Source organism: Bradyrhizobium sp. STM 3843 (assembly GCF_000239815.1).
Classification (GTDB): domain Bacteria; phylum Pseudomonadota; class Alphaproteobacteria; order Rhizobiales; family Xanthobacteraceae; genus Bradyrhizobium.
The window spans coordinates 23,933-38,978 of sequence record NZ_CAFK01000058.1 but is presented as its reverse complement, the minus strand read 5'-3'; the positions used below and the strand labels follow the sequence as shown (position 1 = coordinate 38,978).

Here is a 15,046-nt window from a genome sequence, read left to right as displayed (position 1 = left end):
CCTGATGGCTGATTTCTTCGCAAGCTCGTTCTGGACCGGCTTTCTGTGGCCGCTGATCATCATGGTCGCGGAAAGCGTGCTGCTGCTGGTCGTGCTGCTGGTCGCGATTGCTTACATCCTGTTGGCGGACCGCAAGATCTGGGCGGCGGTGCAGATCCGGCGCGGCCCCAACGTGGTCGGGCCGTTCGGTCTGCTGCAATCCTTTGCCGACCTGCTGAAATTCGTGCTGAAGGAGCCGATCATCCCGGCCGGCGCCAACAAGGGCGTATTCCTGCTGGCACCGCTGGTGTCATGCGTGCTGGCGTTGGCGGCCTGGGCGGTGATCCCGACCAATCTCGGCTGGGTGATCGCCGACATCAATGTCGGCGTCCTCTTCATCTTCGCCATCTCGTCGCTGTCGATCTACGGCATCATCATGGCGGGGTGGTCGTCGAACTCGAAATACCCGTTCCTGGCGGCGCTGCGCTCGGCGGCGCAGATGGTATCCTACGAGGTCTCGATCGGTTTCGTCATCATCACCGTGCTGCTCTGTGCCGGCTCGCTGAACCTCTCGGCGGTGGTCGAGGCGCAGAACACGCGCGGGCTCGCCAGCCTGATCGGCCTGCCGCAGCTGACCATCCTGAACTGGTATGTCTGGCCGCTGTTCCCGATGTTCGTGGTGTTCTACGTCTCGGCGCTGGCCGAGACCAACCGCCCGCCGTTCGACCTGGTCGAAGCGGAATCGGAGCTGGTCGCCGGCTTCATGGTCGAATACGGCTCGACGCCGTATCTGCTGTTCATGCTCGGCGAATATGTCGCGATCACCACGATGTGCGCGCTGGCGACGATCCTGTTCTTGGGCGGCTGGCTGCCGCCGGTGGCGCTGCCGCCCTTCACCTGGATCCCCGGCGTGATCTGGTTCGCGCTGAAGCTGTTCTTCATGTTCTTCCTGTTTGCGATGGCGAAAGCGATCGTGCCGCGCTACCGCTACGACCAGTTGATGCGGCTGGGCTGGAAAGTGTTCCTGCCGCTCTCTTTGGCGATGGTGGTGCTGGTGGCGGGCGTGCTGCATTTCGCCGGCATCGCCCCACAATGAGGCTTCCATGAACATCAACGCCACCGCACGCTCGCTGTTGCTGTCGGAGTTCGTCTCGGCGTTCTTCCTCGCCATGCGCTACTTCTTCCAGGCCAAGCCGACCCTGAACTATCCGTTCGAGAAGGGGCCGATCTCGCCGCGCTTCCGCGGTGAGCATGCGCTGCGCCGCTATCCCAATGGTGAGGAGCGCTGCATCGCCTGCAAGCTCTGCGAGGCGGTCTGTCCAGCGCAGGCGATCACCATCGAGGCCGGTCCGCGCCGCAACGACGGCACCCGCCGCACCGTGCGCTACGACATCGACATGGTGAAGTGCATCTATTGCGGCCTCTGCCAGGAGGCCTGCCCGGTGGATGCGATCGTCGAGGGGCCGAATTTCGAATTCGCGACCGAGACCCGCGAGGAGCTCTATTATGACAAGGCGAAGCTGCTCGCCAATGGCGACCGCTGGGAGCGCGAGATCTCCAAAGCCATCGCGCTCGACGCGCCGTATCGCTGAGGCCGTCCGATGATCCTGCCAGCGCTTTTCTTCTACCTGTTCGCTGCGGTCTGCGTGGCGTCCGCCGTGATGGTGATCGTCTCGAAGAACCCCGTGCACTCGGTGCTCTATCTGATCCTCGCCTTCGTCAACGCCTCCGGCCTGTTCGTGCTGATGGGTGCCGAATTCCTGGCGATGATCCTGGTCGTCGTCTATGTCGGCGCGGTCGCGGTGCTGTTCCTGTTCGTGATCATGATGCTGGACGTGGACTTCACCGAGCTGCGTGAAGGCTTCCTGCAGTATATGCCGATCGGCCTCGTGATCGGCGGCATCTTCCTGTTCGAGCTGCTGCTCACGGTCTCCTATTGGGTGATCGATCCCGCCAAGCCCAAGGCCATCACGGCGGCGATCCCGGCCAATGTGAGCAACACCGAGGCGCTCGGGCTCGTGCTCTATACGAAATATATCCACTATTTCCAGCTCGCCGGCATGGTGCTCCTGGTTGCCATGATCGGTGCGATCGTGCTGACGCTCCGCCACAAGGCGAACGTCAAGCGGCAGGACATCAACGTGCAGAATGCGCGCACGCCGGAGATGGCGATGGTCGTGCGCAAGGTCGCGGTCGGGCAGGGGCTGCAGGATGCGGACGCGGCGGAGTGGGTGAAATGACCATCGGGCTCGGACATTATCTCTCGGTCGCCGCGATGCTGTTCACGCTCGGCATCCTCGGCATCTTCCTCAACCGCAAGAACATCATCGTGATCCTGATGTCGGTCGAGCTCATCCTGCTCGCCGTCAACATCAACCTGGTGGCGTTCTCAACCTTCCTCGGCGACATCGTCGGGCAGGTGTTCGCGCTCCTGGTGCTGACGGTAGCCGCGGCGGAAGCCGCGATCGGCCTTGCGGTGCTGGTGGTCTATTTCCGCAACCGCGGCTCGATCGCGGTCGAAGACGTCAATCTGATGAAGGGCTAGCGCATGGTCCGCGAAGGTGGGGGCCGGTTCGCCGGCATGGTCATGCGTAAGGGAACGGACGAATGATTCAGGCCATTGTCTTTCTGCCGCTGCTCGGCGCGATCCTTGCCGGCCTGATCGCATTGTTCGGGGCGCATGCGCGCAATCCGAGCGGCGATACGGTCGAGCATCATGATGACGGCCATCACCACGGCACGGCGGCGCATGTCGGCGGCGATGCGGCGCTGGTGCACGTCGCCCACGACGAGCCGCTCGCGCATGACGATCATGGCCATGGCCATGACGACCATCATGTCGCCGAGCCGCCGGCTGCGGGTTCGCGCGGCGCGGAGCTGATCACGACGGCGCTTTTGTTCGTGGCGGCTGCGCTGTCCTGGGCGACCCTGATCAATGTCGGTTTCTTGCACCACGACGCCGGCGTCCTGGAGCTGTTCCCCTGGATCAATTCCGGCGAGCTGCAGGTGTCCTGGGCGCTGCGCGTCGACACGCTGACGGCCGTCATGCTGGTGGTCGTCACCACCGTGTCCTCGCTCGTCCACCTCTATTCGATCGGCTACATGGACGAGGACCCGAACCGGCCGCGGTTCTTCGGATACCTTTCGTTGTTCACCTTCGCGATGCTGATGCTGGTGACCGCGAACAATCTGGTGCAGCTGTTCTTCGGTTGGGAAGGCGTCGGCCTCGCCAGCTATCTCCTGATCGGCTTCTGGTATCAGCGCCCCTCGGCCAATGCTGCCGCGATCAAGGCGTTCGTGGTCAACCGCGTCGGCGATTTCGGCTTCGCGCTCGGCATCTTCGCCGTGTTCTGGCTGACCAACTCGACCGACTTCGAGACCATCTTCCACGCAGCGCCGAGCCTGACCGGCAAGACCATCAACCTCCTCGGCTGGCACGCCGATGCGCTGACGTTGACCTGCCTGCTGCTGTTCATGGGCGCGATGGGCAAGTCGGCGCAGTTCCTGCTGCACACCTGGTTGCCGGACGCGATGGAAGGCCCGACCCCGGTCTCGGCCCTGATCCACGCCGCGACCATGGTCACCGCCGGTGTGTTCATGGTGGCGCGGCTGTCGCCTTTGTTCGAGCTCGCACCGAATGCACAGGCCGTGGTGATGTTCGTCGGCGCCACCACCGCGTTCTTCGCGGCGACCGTCGGCCTGGTGCAGAACGACATCAAGCGCATCGTCGCCTATTCGACCTGCTCGCAGCTTGGCTACATGTTCGTGGCGATGGGGGCGGGCGCCTATTCAGTCGGCATGTTCCATCTGTTCACGCACGCGTTCTTCAAGGCGCTGCTGTTCTTGGGCTCGGGCTCGGTGATCTACGCGATGCATCACGAGCAGGATATCCGCAACATGGGCGGGCTGTGGCGCAAGATCCCCTATACCTTCGCAGTGATGTGCGTGGGCACGATGGCGCTGACCGGCGTGCCGGGTTTCGCGGGCTTCTTCTCCAAGGACGCCATCATCGAGTCGGCCTACGCCTCGCACAATACGTTCGCGACCTACGCCTATTTCCTTACGGTCGTGGCGGCAGGCCTGACCTCGTTCTATTCCTGGCGCCTGATCTGGAAGACCTTCTTCGGCACGCCGCACGATCAGCATCACTACGAGGCCGCACATGAGAGCCCGATCTGGATGCTGATCCCGATCGGGGTGCTGGCGGCAGGTTCGATCCTTGCGGGGTTCCCGTTCAAGGAGTTGTTCGTCGGCGAGCATGGGGTCGAGGAGTTTTTCCGCGAGTCCGTCAAGATGAACCCGCACATCCTGGCGGATATGGAGCACATGCCGTTCTGGCTGGGCCAGCTGCCGCTGTTCATGATGATCGGGGGCTTTGCGATCTCCTACTTCTTCTACATCAGCCGACCGGACATTCCGGAGGAGCTCGCGAGCCAGCAGCCGCTGCTCTACAACTTCCTGCTCAACAAATGGTACTTCGACGAGCTCTATGACGTCATCTTCGTCCGTCCGGCGAAATGGCTCGGCCGCTTCCTGTGGAAGAAGGGCGACGGCTTCGTCATCGACGGCTTCGGACCGGACGGCGTCTCGGCGCGGGTGCTCGACATCACGCGCAACGTCGTCAAGATCCAGACCGGCTATCTCTATCATTACGCTTTCGCCATGCTGATCGGGGTCGCCGGCCTGATCACCTGGTTCATGTTCATGGGAGGCCAGCAATGACCACCTGGCCAATTCTGTCGGTCGTCACTTTCCTGCCGCTGGTCGGCGCGCTCCTGATCTATCTGGTCCCGGGCGAGGATGAGGCGGCGCGTCGCAACGCCCGCTGGATCGCGCTGTGGACCACGCTGATCACCTTCGCGATCTCGGTGATCCTGGTGCTGCGCTTCGATCCGGCACAGTCGGACTTCCAGTTCGTCGAGAAGGCCAGCTGGCTGGCGAGCGGCATCACCTATCACATGGGCGTCGACGGCATCTCGCTGCCGTTCGTGATCCTGACCACCGCCTTGCTGCCGTTCTGCATCATCGCGAGCTGGAAGTCGGTGACGGTTCGGGTGCGCGAATACATGATGGCGTTCCTGATCCTGGAAACGCTGATGGTCGGCACCTTCTCCGCGCTCGATCTCGTGCTGTTCTATCTGTTCTTCGAAGGCGGTCTGATCCCGATGTTCCTGATCATCGGGGTCTGGGGCGGCCCGCGCCGGGTCTATGCTTCCTTCAAGTTCTTCCTCTACACGCTGCTCGGCTCGGTGCTGATGCTGCTGGCCATCATGGCGCTGTACTGGAATGGCGGCACCACCGACATCCCGACCTTGATGCACACCGCCGTGCCGCGGTCGCTGCAGACCTGGGCATGGCTCGCCTTCTTCGCCTCTTTCGCGGTGAAGATGCCGATGTGGCCGGTACACACCTGGCTGCCCGACGCCCACGTCGAAGCGCCAACGGCGGGTTCGGTGATCCTCGCCGCGATCCTGCTGAAGATGGGCGGCTACGGCTTCCTGCGCTTCTCGCTGCCGATGTTCCCGCTGGCCTCGCACGACTTCGCGCCCCTGATCTGGACGCTGTCGGCGATCGCGATCATCTACACCTCGCTGGTCGCGCTGATGCAGGAGGATATGAAGAAGCTGATCGCGTACTCCTCGGTGGCGCATATGGGCTTCGTCACCATGGGCATCTTCGCCGGCACCATGCAGGGCGTAGCCGGTGGCGTATTCCAGATGATCTCGCACGGCATCGTGTCGGGTGCGCTGTTCCTCTGCGTCGGCATCGTCTACGACCGCATGCATACCCGCGAGATCGCGGCCTATGGCGGCCTGGTCAACCGGATGCCGCTCTACGCCTTCGTGTTCATGGTCTTCACCATGGCCAATGTCGGTCTGCCCGGCACCTCCGGCTTCATAGGCGAGTTCATGACCTTGCTCGGCACCTTCAAGGTGTCGACGCCGACGACGTTCTTCGCCACCTTCGGCGTGATCTTCTCGGCGTGCTATGCGCTCTGGCTCTATCGCAAGGTGGTGTTCGGCGCGCTGGTGAAGCCGTCGCTGATGACCATCAAGGATCTGACCGCACGCGAGTGCCTGACGCTGTTTCCGCTGGTCGCGCTGACGATCCTGTTCGGCGTCTATCCGAAGCCGGTGCTCGACATGTCGGCAGCTTCGGTGCAGCAGCTCGTCAGCAACTACAATACAGCCGTGTCGGCCGTGAAGGCGGCCGCGCTGCTGCAATAGACCTCAAGAGGTCGGGACAAGGACGATGATCGAGAATCTTGGGGCTTACCTTGGGGTCGTGCTGCCGGAGCTGGTGCTGGCCGTCGGCGCCATGGTGCTGTTGATGCTGGGCGCATTCCGCGGGCAGGGAACGACGGCACTCGTCACCGGCCTTGCCGCGTGTCTGCTGGTCGTGGTCGGTCTGCTGGAGCTGCGCCAGCCGACGGGCCAAGCCTTCGGCGGCAGCTTCATCGTCGATGACTACGCCCGCTTCCTGAAGATCCTGGCGCTGATCGGCTCGCTGGCGACCCTCGTGATGTCGACCGAGTTCTTGTCGGCCCCCGATCGGCGGATCTTCGAATACGCCATCCTGGTCCTGCTCTCGACGCTCGGCATGATGGTGCTGATCTCGGCCGGTGACCTGATCTTGCTCTATCTCGGCCTCGAGCTGATGTCGCTCGCGCTCTACGTGGTGGCGTCGAGCCATCGCGATAATGTCAAGTCGACCGAAGCTGGCCTGAAATATTTCGTCCTCGGGGCGCTCTCCTCGGGCATGCTGCTCTATGGCGCCTCGTTGATCTATGGCTTCACCGGCACGGTCAGCTTCGCCGGCATCGCGACTGCCGCCAAGGCCGGCAGCGTCGGCGTGATCTTCGGCCTGGTGTTCCTGTTCGCCGGGCTCTGCTTCAAGGTCTCGGCGGTGCCGTTCCACATGTGGACGCCTGATGTCTACGAGGGCGCGCCCACGCCGGTGACCGCGTTCTTCGCGTCCGCGCCGAAGGTCGCCGCACTCGCCGTGTTCACGCGCGTGGCGCTGACCGCATTTCCCGGCATCACCTTCCAGTGGCAGCAGATCGTCGTATTCGTCTCGATCGCCTCGATGGCGCTCGGCTCCTTCGCCGCGATCGGCCAGACCAACATCAAGCGCCTGATGGCCTATTCCTCGATCGGCCATATGGGTTTTGCGCTGGTCGGCCTTGCGGCGGGCACGGTGGAAGGCGCGCAGGGCGTCTTGATGTATATCGCGATCTACGTCGCGATGACGCTCGGCTCGTTTGCCGTGATCATGGCGATCAAGCGCAACGGGCAGTCGTTCGAGAAGATCAGCGACTTCGCCGGCCTGTCGCGCACCAACCCGCTGCTGGCCTTCTTCTTCGCGATGCTGCTGTTCTCGCTGGCCGGCATCCCGCCGCTCGCGGGTTTCTTCGCCAAGTGGTACGTGTTCGTCGCCGCGATCAAGGCTGGCCTGTTCACGCTCTCGGTGATCGGCGTGCTGACCAGCGTGGTCGGCGCCTACTACTATCTGCTCATCGTCAAGACGATGTATTTCGACGAGCCGCTGCCGACGGTGGATCCGGTCAGGATCGAGCTGCGCACCGTGCTCGCCGTGTCCGGCCTCTTCAACATCCTGTTCTTCGCCTATCCCGGTCCGCTGGTCAGCGCGGCCACCGCGGCGGCGAAGTCGCTCTTCTAGATGCCGTTTGCTCTCGGCTCGCGCGCGGCACAGGCCGGTTACCGGCTCGTTGCGTTCGACCAGACCGGCTCGACCAATGCGGAGGCTCTCGCGCACGCCCGTCAAGGTGAGCGAGGGCCGTGCTGGTTTGTGACAACCGAACAGACTGCCGGTCGCGGCCGCCGCAGCCGGCCTTGGATTGCACCACGGGGCAATCTCGCTTCGAGTGTCCTCGAACTCCTGGACGTCGCGCCAGCAGTGGCCGCCACACTCGGCTTTGCCGCAGGGCTTTCGATCGAGAGCGCGCTGCGGCAGGTCAGCCTGGAGGCTGCGCTGCGCGCAGGCGGCAGTGGCCAATTTACGTTCGCCCTGAAATGGCCCAACGACGTGCTCGCCAATGGCCAGAAGCTGTGCGGTATCCTGCTGGAGGCCGAGCAGGTCCAGGCCGGTCTCGCAGTCGTCGTCGGGATCGGCACCAATGTCATCGCGGCGCCCACGGGCACGCCGACGCCTGCGACGTCGCTGAAGACGCTCGGGATCGACATCGCAGCGGAAGATCTGTTCAGCGCACTTTCGGACAGCTGGACCGAATTTCGCGGCATCTGGAACAACGGCCTGGGTTTTGGCGATATTCGCAGGCTCTGGCTCGAGCGGGCGGCCGGCCTCGGCGAGGCGGTCGCCATCAGGTCCGGACATGCTATCATCGAGGGAACTTTCGACACCATCGACGAGCAAGGTTGCATGGTGGTCCGGACGAGGGAGGGACGATTGGTGCCGATCACGGCGGGGGATGTTCATTTCGGCTCGGCTGCCTCGGCGGGGGCAGTGTAGATGGCCCGACCCGATGAACTGACCTTTGCGCCGCTCGGCGGCGTCGGCGAGATCGGCATGAACCTGTCGATCTATGGCCTCGGCAACCGCCACCAGCGCTCCTGGCTCGCGGTTGATCTCGGCGTCTCCTTTGGTGATGAGGAGCATCTGCCGGGCATCGACCTGATCATGCCCAACATCGGCTTCCTGGAAAAGGAGCGCCACAACCTGGTCGGACTGGTGCTGACCCACGCCCATGAGGACCATTTCGGCGCCATCATCGATCTCTGGCCGCGGCTGCAATGCCCGATCTACGCGACCAAGTTCAGCGCCGCGCTGTTCGAGGCCAAATGCGAGGCCGAGCGCAATCCGCCGAAGATCCCGGTGACCGTGATCCCGTCGGGCGGCCGCGTCGATATCGGGCCGTTCAATGTCGAGTTCATTCCAGTCGCGCACTCGATTCCGGAATCGCACGCGCTTGCGATCCACACCGAGGTCGGCACGGTCCTGCACACCGGCGACTGGAAGCTCGATCCGACGCCGATCCTCGGGCCGCCCACCGATGAGAAGCGCCTGCGCGAGCTCGGCGATGCCGGACTGCTGGCGCTGATCGGCGACTCCACCAATGCGGTGCGCGAGGGGCGCTCGCCCTCCGAGGCCGAGGTCGCCAAGACCATCGCCGAACTGGTGAAGGGCGCGAAAGGTCGAGTGGCGGTGACCACCTTCGCCTCGAACGTCGCGCGCATCCGTGCGGTCGCGGACGCTGCACGCGAAGCTGACCGCGAAGTCGTGGTGGTCGGCCGCGCCATGGACCGCGTCGTGCAGGTGGCGCGCGAGACCGGCTATCTCGAGGGCGTGCAGAATTTCCGCGGCATGGACCTGTACGGCCATTTCCCGGCAGACAAGGTGCTGGCGCTGTGCACCGGCAGCCAGGGCGAGCCGCGCGCGGCGCTGGCACGGATCGCCAATGATGACCATCCGCTGGTCACGCTGAACCGCGGCGACACCGTGATCTTCTCGTCGCGGACCATTCCCGGCAACGAGAAGGCGGTCGGCGCCATCATCAACGGGCTGGTCGAGCAGGGTGTCGAGATCATCACTGATCGCGACCATCTGGTCCACGTCTCCGGCCATCCCCGCCGCGACGAGCTGCGCGACATGATCGCCTGGACGCGGCCGCAGCTGCTCATTCCCGTCCATGGCGAGGCGCTGCACCTGCATGAGCATGCGCGGCTGGCGCGCGCCTGCGGCGTGCCAAAGGTGATCACCTGCCGCAACGGCGATCTCGTCAAGCTCGGCCCGGGCGAGCCCGGGATCATCGACCAGCTGCCCGCGGGCCGCTTCTACAAGGACGGTACCATCATCGAGGATGCCAAGTCGCGCGCGGTGATCGAGCGGCGCAAGATGGCCTTTGCCGGCTGCATCTTCGTCGCGCTCGCGATCACCGAAAAGGGCGAGCTTGCGGACGATCCGGAAGTGGATCTGGTCGGCATCCCTGAGAAGAACACCGCCGGCGAAGAGATCGACGATATCGTGTTCGACACCGTGGTCTCGACCTTCGAGAGCCTGCCGCGGGCGCGGCGGCGCGATCCCGATGCGATGGCGGAGTCGGTGCGCCGCGCGGTGCGCGCCGTCGTCAACGAGCACTGGGGCAAGAAGCCGATCTGCCTCGTGCATGTGCTAGAAGTGTAGCGACGCCTGCCTGACAGGACGGTCGCGCCAATACAAGAGCGGAGGGAGCAATGCTGGGCCGGCTCAATCATGTCGCCATCGCGGTCAAGGACGCCGAGAAGGCCGCGAAGATCTATGGGGCAGCGTTCGGCGCGGACATCTCCTCCCCGGTGGCGCTGCCAGAGCACGGCGTCATCACCGTGTTCGTGACCTTGCCGAACACCAAGATCGAATTCATCCAGCCGCTCGGCGACGCCTCGCCGATCGCCAAGTTCCTCGAGCGCAATGCCGATGGCGGCATCCATCACGTTTGCTACGAGGTGCCCGACATCATCGCCTCGCGCGACACCTTGATCAAGGAGGGCGCGCGGGTGCTCGGCGACGGCCAGCCCAAGATCGGCGCCCACGGCAAGCCAGTGCTGTTTCTGCATCCGAAGGATTTTTCGGGTGCGCTGGTCGAGATCGAGCAGGCCTGAGGGGCGGGGCAGGCGATGGCCTATACGATTTCGACCTGGCTTGCGATCTACTTCGTGCTGTGGTGGGTCACGCTGTTCGTGACCCTGCCGTTCGGCGTGCGCAGCCAGCATGAGGAGGGCGGCGGCGCGCCCGGCACCGATCCCGGCGCGCCGACCGTGAGCCTGATGGGACGCCGGCTGCTTTGGACCACGCTGCTCTCGGCCGTGATATTTGCACTCGCCCTGGCCGCCTACCGCGCCGGCTATCTCAGCATCGAGTGGCTGTCGAAGCTGATGGGCGTGCCCTATTAAACCGGTTTGCGCTGCAACACTTTGCTCTGGAGCCGACACGCGGACGCGAGTCGGCTTTTTTGCTATGAGAGGCTCATAAACAAGATCAACAGGGGAGGTTGCGCATGACAGCGGTCCAAGTGCGGCAGCAGGCGTCGTCGGGCTATCGCATTTTGAGGGAAGCCGATTTGCGCGATTATCTCGCCGGCGTGCCCGCGGTCACGGCCGGGCTCGGCGGCGCACCGCAATCATGGATCATCAGTGAAGTCGGCGACGGCAATCTGAACTTCGTCTTCATCGTTCGCGGGACGACCGGCGGCGTCGCCGTCAAGCAGGCGCTGCCCTATGTGCGGCTGGTCGGCGAGAGCTGGCCGCTGCCACTGTCGCGCGCGCATTACGAACATCTGGCGCTGACGCATCAGGCGCGGCTCGCGCCGGGGCTGGTGCCGGCAGTGCTGCATCACGACGAGACGCTTGCGCTCACCGCCATGGAGCTGCTGGAGCCGCATATCATCATGCGCAAGGGGCTGGTCGCAGGGACGATCTATCCTGATTTCGTCGGTCACGTCGCCACCTTCCTGGCGCGCACGCTGTTCTTCTCCTCCGACCTGGCGCTGCCGGCTGCTGCGAAAAAGGAGGGGATTGCGGCTTTCGCCGGTAATCACGCGCTCTGCAAGATCACCGAGGACCTGATCTTCACTGATCCCTATCGGCTGGCCGAGCAGAACCGCTGGACCTCGCCGTGGTTAGACGCGACCGCAGCCGACATCCGCGCCGATCTCGATCTGCATGTCGCGATCTCCAGGCTGAAGCTGAAATTCCTGAGCAGCGCGGAGGCGCTGATCCATGGCGATCTGCACACGGGATCGATCATGGTGACCGAACATGAAACCAAGGTGATCGATCCCGAATTCGCCTTCTATGGTCCGATGGGCTTCGATATCGGCGCGGTCATTGCCAATCTGCTGATGGCTTATTTCGCGTCTGTCGGCCATGAGCGCGAGCCTGGGGCACGAGCCGCCTTCGAGGCGTGGCTGCTGACGACGGTCGAACAGGTCTGGATCGAGTTCGCGCGCAAGTTCGGAGAGTTGTGGCGCGAGGCGGCGGCTGGCGATGCCTATCCGACCGCGCTGTTCGAAGGGCAAGCGGGCGCGGCGCGGCTGGAGATCGAGCGCCAAGCCTATATGGCCAGGTTGTTTCAGGACACGATCGGCTTTGCCGCCGCCAAGATCATCCGCCGCATCCTCGGGCTCGCCCACAACATCGATTTCGAACTGATCGAGGATGCGAAGTTACGCGCGACCTGCGAGGCGCGCAGCCTGCGGCTGGCGCGGATGATGATGGTGGAGACGGGGTCATTTCCGACGATTGGCGCTGTGACGGACGCCGCGCGCCGCATCCGCGACTGGCAGCCGGAGTTTTGAGGCTGTTGTGATCAGTGCGTAGGGTGGGCAAAGGCGCGTCCAACGCTGTTGCACCGTTCGCGGTCGCAGGTGCGCCGTGCCCACCGTCTATGCGCCTCTGCAACTGAGCGGTGGGCACGCTTCCGCCTTCGCCCTTCGGGCTTCGGCGGACAAGTCGCTTTATCACCGTACAGAGACTAGAGCTGCGACCTCAATCCGCCGCCTTGGCGCGCAGCCGTTGCGCATAGACGTTGATGACGAGCGCGGCGAGCAGGATCAGGCCGCGGATCAGGATCTTCAGGAAGCTGTCGATATTAACGTGGTCGAGGCCGTTGTTGAGGACGCCGAGCACGAACAGGCCGATGATGGTGTTGCCAATGCCGCCGCGGCCGCCGAACAGGCTGGTGCCGCCGACCACGACGGCGGCGATCGAGTCGAGCAGATAAGTGTCGAACTCGTTCTGCTGCGCGCTGCCGAAATGGGCCACCCCGAGCATGCCGCCGATCCCAGAGCAGACGGCAGAGATCACCATGACGCTGCCGAGGATCAGCTTGACGTTCAGCCCGGAATATTCGGCCGCCTCGCGATTGCCGCCGACCATGTACACGTAGCGGCCAAAGCGGGTGTAGGTCAGCACCAGATGGCCGGCGAGCAGCATCAGGGCGGCCACGATCACGATCCAGGGCACGCCGGCAATCGAATTCGAGCCGAGCGTCGCGATCAGGTCCGGCACCTTGTAGGCGATCTGGCCGCGGACCAACAGCGCCGAGATGCCGGCCGCGATCTGCATCATGGCGAGCGTCATGATGAAGGAGGGAATGCCGATCACCGTCAGGCCAAAGGCGTTGACCAGACCGAGCAGCGCGCATAGCGCGAGCGCGAGCAGGATCGCGGCCCACCCGGGCAGCGGCAGGTTGGCGATGTTGACGTAGGATTCCTGCATCGTGAAATAGGCGACCGCGATGCCCGTCACGTTGGCGATGCTGGCGATCGAGAGGTCGATCTCGGCGCACAGGATTACGAAGGTCAGCCCGACGGCGATGATGCCGGTCACCGAGACCTGGGTAAGGATGTTGCCGACATTGTCGAGCGTCGCGAATGACGGGCTTGCAACGGCGAAAAAGGCGCTGAGGAAGATCAAGGTGAGGAACGGTGCGATGTTGCGCATCTGCGAGCGCAGCAACGCGACGGCGCCGCCGCCATGACGCACAGGGGCCTCGGACATCGGGACGCCTTCACTCGCCATCGCGGTCTCTCCTCACGCCGCCTCGAGCAGACGGTCTTTGCTGATGGTCTCGCCGGCAAATTCGCGCACGACTTCTCCGCGCTTGAGAACGATGATGCGGTCGGCAAGCGACAGCACGGTTTCCGGCTCGGTCGACAGCACGATGACGGCGATGCCGCGGTCGCGCAGTTGACGGACGATCTGGATCACGTCGCTCTTGGCGCCGACATCCATGCCGCGCGTGGGTTCGCAGAGCACCAGCAGCCGCGGCGGATGACTGAGCCATTTCGCCAGCGCGACCTTCTGCTGGTTGCCGCCGGACAGCAGGCCGAGATCGATCTCGACGTCAGCGGGGCGGATCTGCAACTGCTCGACCTGGGCTTGCGCGATCGTCCGTTCACGCGCGGGCTTGAGGAGCACCGCACTGATGCGGTCGAGAATGCTGACAGAGACGTTCTTGTAGACCGGCTCCTGGTGGAACAGCATGTCGCGGCGGCTTTCCGGCACGAAGGCGATGCCGGCACGGCGCGCATGCGCCGTGTTGCGGAAGGTCTGGCGATTCCCCGTGACGCGCAGCTCGCCGGCATCGGGCGCCAGCTTGCCGAACAGAATCCGCGCCAGCTCCAATTGCCCGCACCCCATGAAGCCGTAGACGCCGAGCACTTCGCCCGCACGCACCGCGAACGACACGTGCTTGAGGCTGCGCGCCAAAGACAGGCCCTCGGCCTCGACCACGACCGGCTTCTCCATCGCCGGTGCCGGCAGGGTGATGTCGTGGGTGTAGGTTTCCTCCAGCGCGTCGCGACCTTTGCCGATCATGGCCTCGATCAGGGCCGCTTTGCTGGTGTCCGCGGCGCTCGTCTGCATCACCTTGCGGCCGTTGCGGAACACCGTGACCTCGTCGGAGATCAAGAGAATGTCTTCGATGAAGTGCGAAATGAAGATGATGCCGGTGCCCTGGCTGCGAAGCCGGCGCAGCGCCGCAAACAGGCGTTCGACCTCGGGCGGCGACAGCGCCGAGGTCGGCTCGTCCAGGATGATGATGCGGGCGCCGGAGAACAGGACGCGGGCGATCTCGATCAGCTGCTGCACGCCGATCGGCAGGTCGCCCAGCCGCGCCATCGGGTCGGCATCGATGCCGAGCTTCTTGAGCTGTTCGGCGGCATCGCGCGCCATGCGCCGCCATTGCACGAGGCCAAAGCGGTTGGTCGGCTGCGTGCCGAAGAACACGTTCTCCGCCACGGTGAGGTCCGGTGCGACGGAAAGTTCCTGATGCACCATGGCAATGCCGGCCGCCCGCGCATCACGCGCGGAGCGGAAGTGCACGTCGCGGCCGTCGAGCAGGAAACGGCCGGAGAATTCCGGGTGCACGCCGGCGATGATCTTCATCAGCGTGCTTTTGCCGGCGCCGTTCTCGCCGACGAGACCATGGATCTCGCCGGGGAGAAGCGTGAAATCCACGCCGCGCAGCGCGGTGACGCCCCCGAACGACTTGGTGATGTCCTGCAATTCGAGCAGGGGCGGGCGGCTGTCCGACATTGGATGTCACTCAC

The 15,046-nt window shown here is 64.2% G+C and carries 14 protein-coding genes; 12 read left to right on the top strand and 2 right to left on the bottom strand.

What is annotated here, in order from left to right; translation table 11 throughout:
• Positions 1–4 precede the first annotated feature (4 nt).
• From nuoH to mtnK, 12 genes are all read left to right on the top strand, one after another.
• On the top strand, positions 5–1,075 hold the full coding sequence (nuoH, locus tag BRAS3843_RS08675) for an NADH-quinone oxidoreductase subunit NuoH (RefSeq protein WP_008968453.1): 1,071 nt from the start codon (positions 5–7) through the stop codon (positions 1,073–1,075).
• 7 nt (positions 1,076–1,082) lie between these two features.
• Positions 1,083–1,571 (top strand): NADH-quinone oxidoreductase subunit NuoI, encoded by a 489-nt coding sequence (gene nuoI, locus BRAS3843_RS08670; RefSeq protein WP_008968452.1) that lies wholly within the window; start codon positions 1,083–1,085, stop codon positions 1,569–1,571.
• A gap of 9 nt (positions 1,572–1,580) precedes the next feature.
• Positions 1,581–2,219 (top strand): NADH-quinone oxidoreductase subunit J, encoded by a 639-nt coding sequence (locus tag BRAS3843_RS08665; protein ID WP_008968451.1) that lies wholly within the window; start codon positions 1,581–1,583, stop codon positions 2,217–2,219.
• Entirely contained in the window at positions 2,216–2,524 is a 309-nt protein-coding gene (gene nuoK / locus BRAS3843_RS08660; protein ID WP_008968450.1) for an NADH-quinone oxidoreductase subunit NuoK, read from the top strand. The genes BRAS3843_RS08665 and nuoK overlap by 4 nt, the downstream gene beginning before the upstream one ends.
• 62 nt (positions 2,525–2,586) lie before the next feature.
• On the top strand, positions 2,587–4,701 hold the full coding sequence (gene nuoL / locus BRAS3843_RS08655; protein ID WP_008968449.1) for an NADH-quinone oxidoreductase subunit L: 2,115 nt from the start codon (positions 2,587–2,589) through the stop codon (positions 4,699–4,701).
• Positions 4,698–6,206: an NADH-quinone oxidoreductase subunit M gene (locus tag BRAS3843_RS08650; protein ID WP_008968448.1), complete on the top strand. Its 1,509-nt coding sequence runs from the start codon at positions 4,698–4,700 to the stop codon at positions 6,204–6,206. Before nuoL ends, BRAS3843_RS08650 begins: the two co-directional genes overlap by 4 nt.
• Before the next feature lie 25 nt (positions 6,207–6,231).
• Positions 6,232–7,659, top strand: coding sequence for an NADH-quinone oxidoreductase subunit NuoN (gene nuoN / locus BRAS3843_RS08645; protein WP_008968447.1), 1,428 nt, complete (start codon positions 6,232–6,234; stop codon positions 7,657–7,659).
• Positions 7,660–8,469, top strand: coding sequence for a biotin--[acetyl-CoA-carboxylase] ligase (locus tag BRAS3843_RS08640; RefSeq protein ID WP_008968446.1), 810 nt, complete (start codon positions 7,660–7,662; stop codon positions 8,467–8,469).
• On the top strand, positions 8,470–10,140 hold the full coding sequence (locus BRAS3843_RS08635; protein ID WP_008968445.1) for a ribonuclease J: 1,671 nt from the start codon (positions 8,470–8,472) through the stop codon (positions 10,138–10,140).
• A 50-nt stretch (positions 10,141–10,190) separates the two neighbouring features.
• Complete coding sequence (gene mce, locus BRAS3843_RS08630) at positions 10,191–10,595, top strand: methylmalonyl-CoA epimerase (protein WP_008968444.1); 405 nt, start codon at positions 10,191–10,193, stop codon at positions 10,593–10,595.
• Positions 10,596–10,610: 15 nt separating this feature from the next.
• Positions 10,611–10,886, top strand: a complete 276-nt coding sequence (locus tag BRAS3843_RS08625) for a DUF1467 family protein (RefSeq protein WP_008968443.1) — start codon at positions 10,611–10,613, stop codon at positions 10,884–10,886.
• 104 nt (positions 10,887–10,990) lie between these two features.
• Complete coding sequence (gene mtnK, locus BRAS3843_RS08620; RefSeq protein ID WP_008968442.1) at positions 10,991–12,289, top strand: S-methyl-5-thioribose kinase; 1,299 nt, start codon at positions 10,991–10,993, stop codon at positions 12,287–12,289.
• 190 nt (positions 12,290–12,479) lie between these two features.
• Here the strand turns inward: mtnK and BRAS3843_RS08615 are convergent, their stop codons facing one another.
• A complete protein-coding gene (locus BRAS3843_RS08615; RefSeq protein WP_008968441.1) occupies positions 12,480–13,514 on the bottom strand; it encodes an ABC transporter permease in 1,035 nt (344 codons plus the stop codon).
• Between the two features lie 12 nt (positions 13,515–13,526).
• Positions 13,527–15,032: a sugar ABC transporter ATP-binding protein gene (locus BRAS3843_RS08610; RefSeq protein WP_008968440.1), complete on the bottom strand. Its 1,506-nt coding sequence runs from the start codon at positions 15,030–15,032 to the stop codon at positions 13,527–13,529.
• Positions 15,033–15,046 lie beyond the last annotated feature (14 nt).

Bases quoted from the DNA above. Each gene is read 5' to 3' on its own strand.
- nuoH (WP_008968453.1), top strand. From the start codon at position 5: ATGGCTGATTTCTTCGCAAGCTCGTTCTGGACCGGCTTTCTGTGGCCG.
- nuoI (WP_008968452.1), top strand. From the start codon at position 1,083: ATGAACATCAACGCCACCGCACGCTCGCTGTTGCTGTCGGAGTTCGTC.
- BRAS3843_RS08665 (WP_008968451.1), top strand. From the start codon at position 1,581: ATGATCCTGCCAGCGCTTTTCTTCTACCTGTTCGCTGCGGTCTGCGTG.
- nuoK (WP_008968450.1), top strand. From the start codon at position 2,216: ATGACCATCGGGCTCGGACATTATCTCTCGGTCGCCGCGATGCTGTTC.
- nuoL (WP_008968449.1), top strand. From the start codon at position 2,587: ATGATTCAGGCCATTGTCTTTCTGCCGCTGCTCGGCGCGATCCTTGCC.
- BRAS3843_RS08650 (WP_008968448.1), top strand. From the start codon at position 4,698: ATGACCACCTGGCCAATTCTGTCGGTCGTCACTTTCCTGCCGCTGGTC.
- nuoN (WP_008968447.1), top strand. From the start codon at position 6,232: ATGATCGAGAATCTTGGGGCTTACCTTGGGGTCGTGCTGCCGGAGCTG.
- BRAS3843_RS08640 (WP_008968446.1), top strand. From the start codon at position 7,660: ATGCCGTTTGCTCTCGGCTCGCGCGCGGCACAGGCCGGTTACCGGCTC.
- BRAS3843_RS08635 (WP_008968445.1), top strand. From the start codon at position 8,470: ATGGCCCGACCCGATGAACTGACCTTTGCGCCGCTCGGCGGCGTCGGC.
- mce (WP_008968444.1), top strand. From the start codon at position 10,191: ATGCTGGGCCGGCTCAATCATGTCGCCATCGCGGTCAAGGACGCCGAG.
- BRAS3843_RS08625 (WP_008968443.1), top strand. From the start codon at position 10,611: ATGGCCTATACGATTTCGACCTGGCTTGCGATCTACTTCGTGCTGTGG.
- mtnK (WP_008968442.1), top strand. From the start codon at position 10,991: ATGACAGCGGTCCAAGTGCGGCAGCAGGCGTCGTCGGGCTATCGCATT.
- BRAS3843_RS08615 (WP_008968441.1), bottom strand. From the start codon at position 13,514: ATGGCGAGTGAAGGCGTCCCGATGTCCGAGGCCCCTGTGCGTCATGGC.
- BRAS3843_RS08610 (WP_008968440.1), bottom strand. From the start codon at position 15,032: ATGTCGGACAGCCGCCCGCCCCTGCTCGAATTGCAGGACATCACCAAG.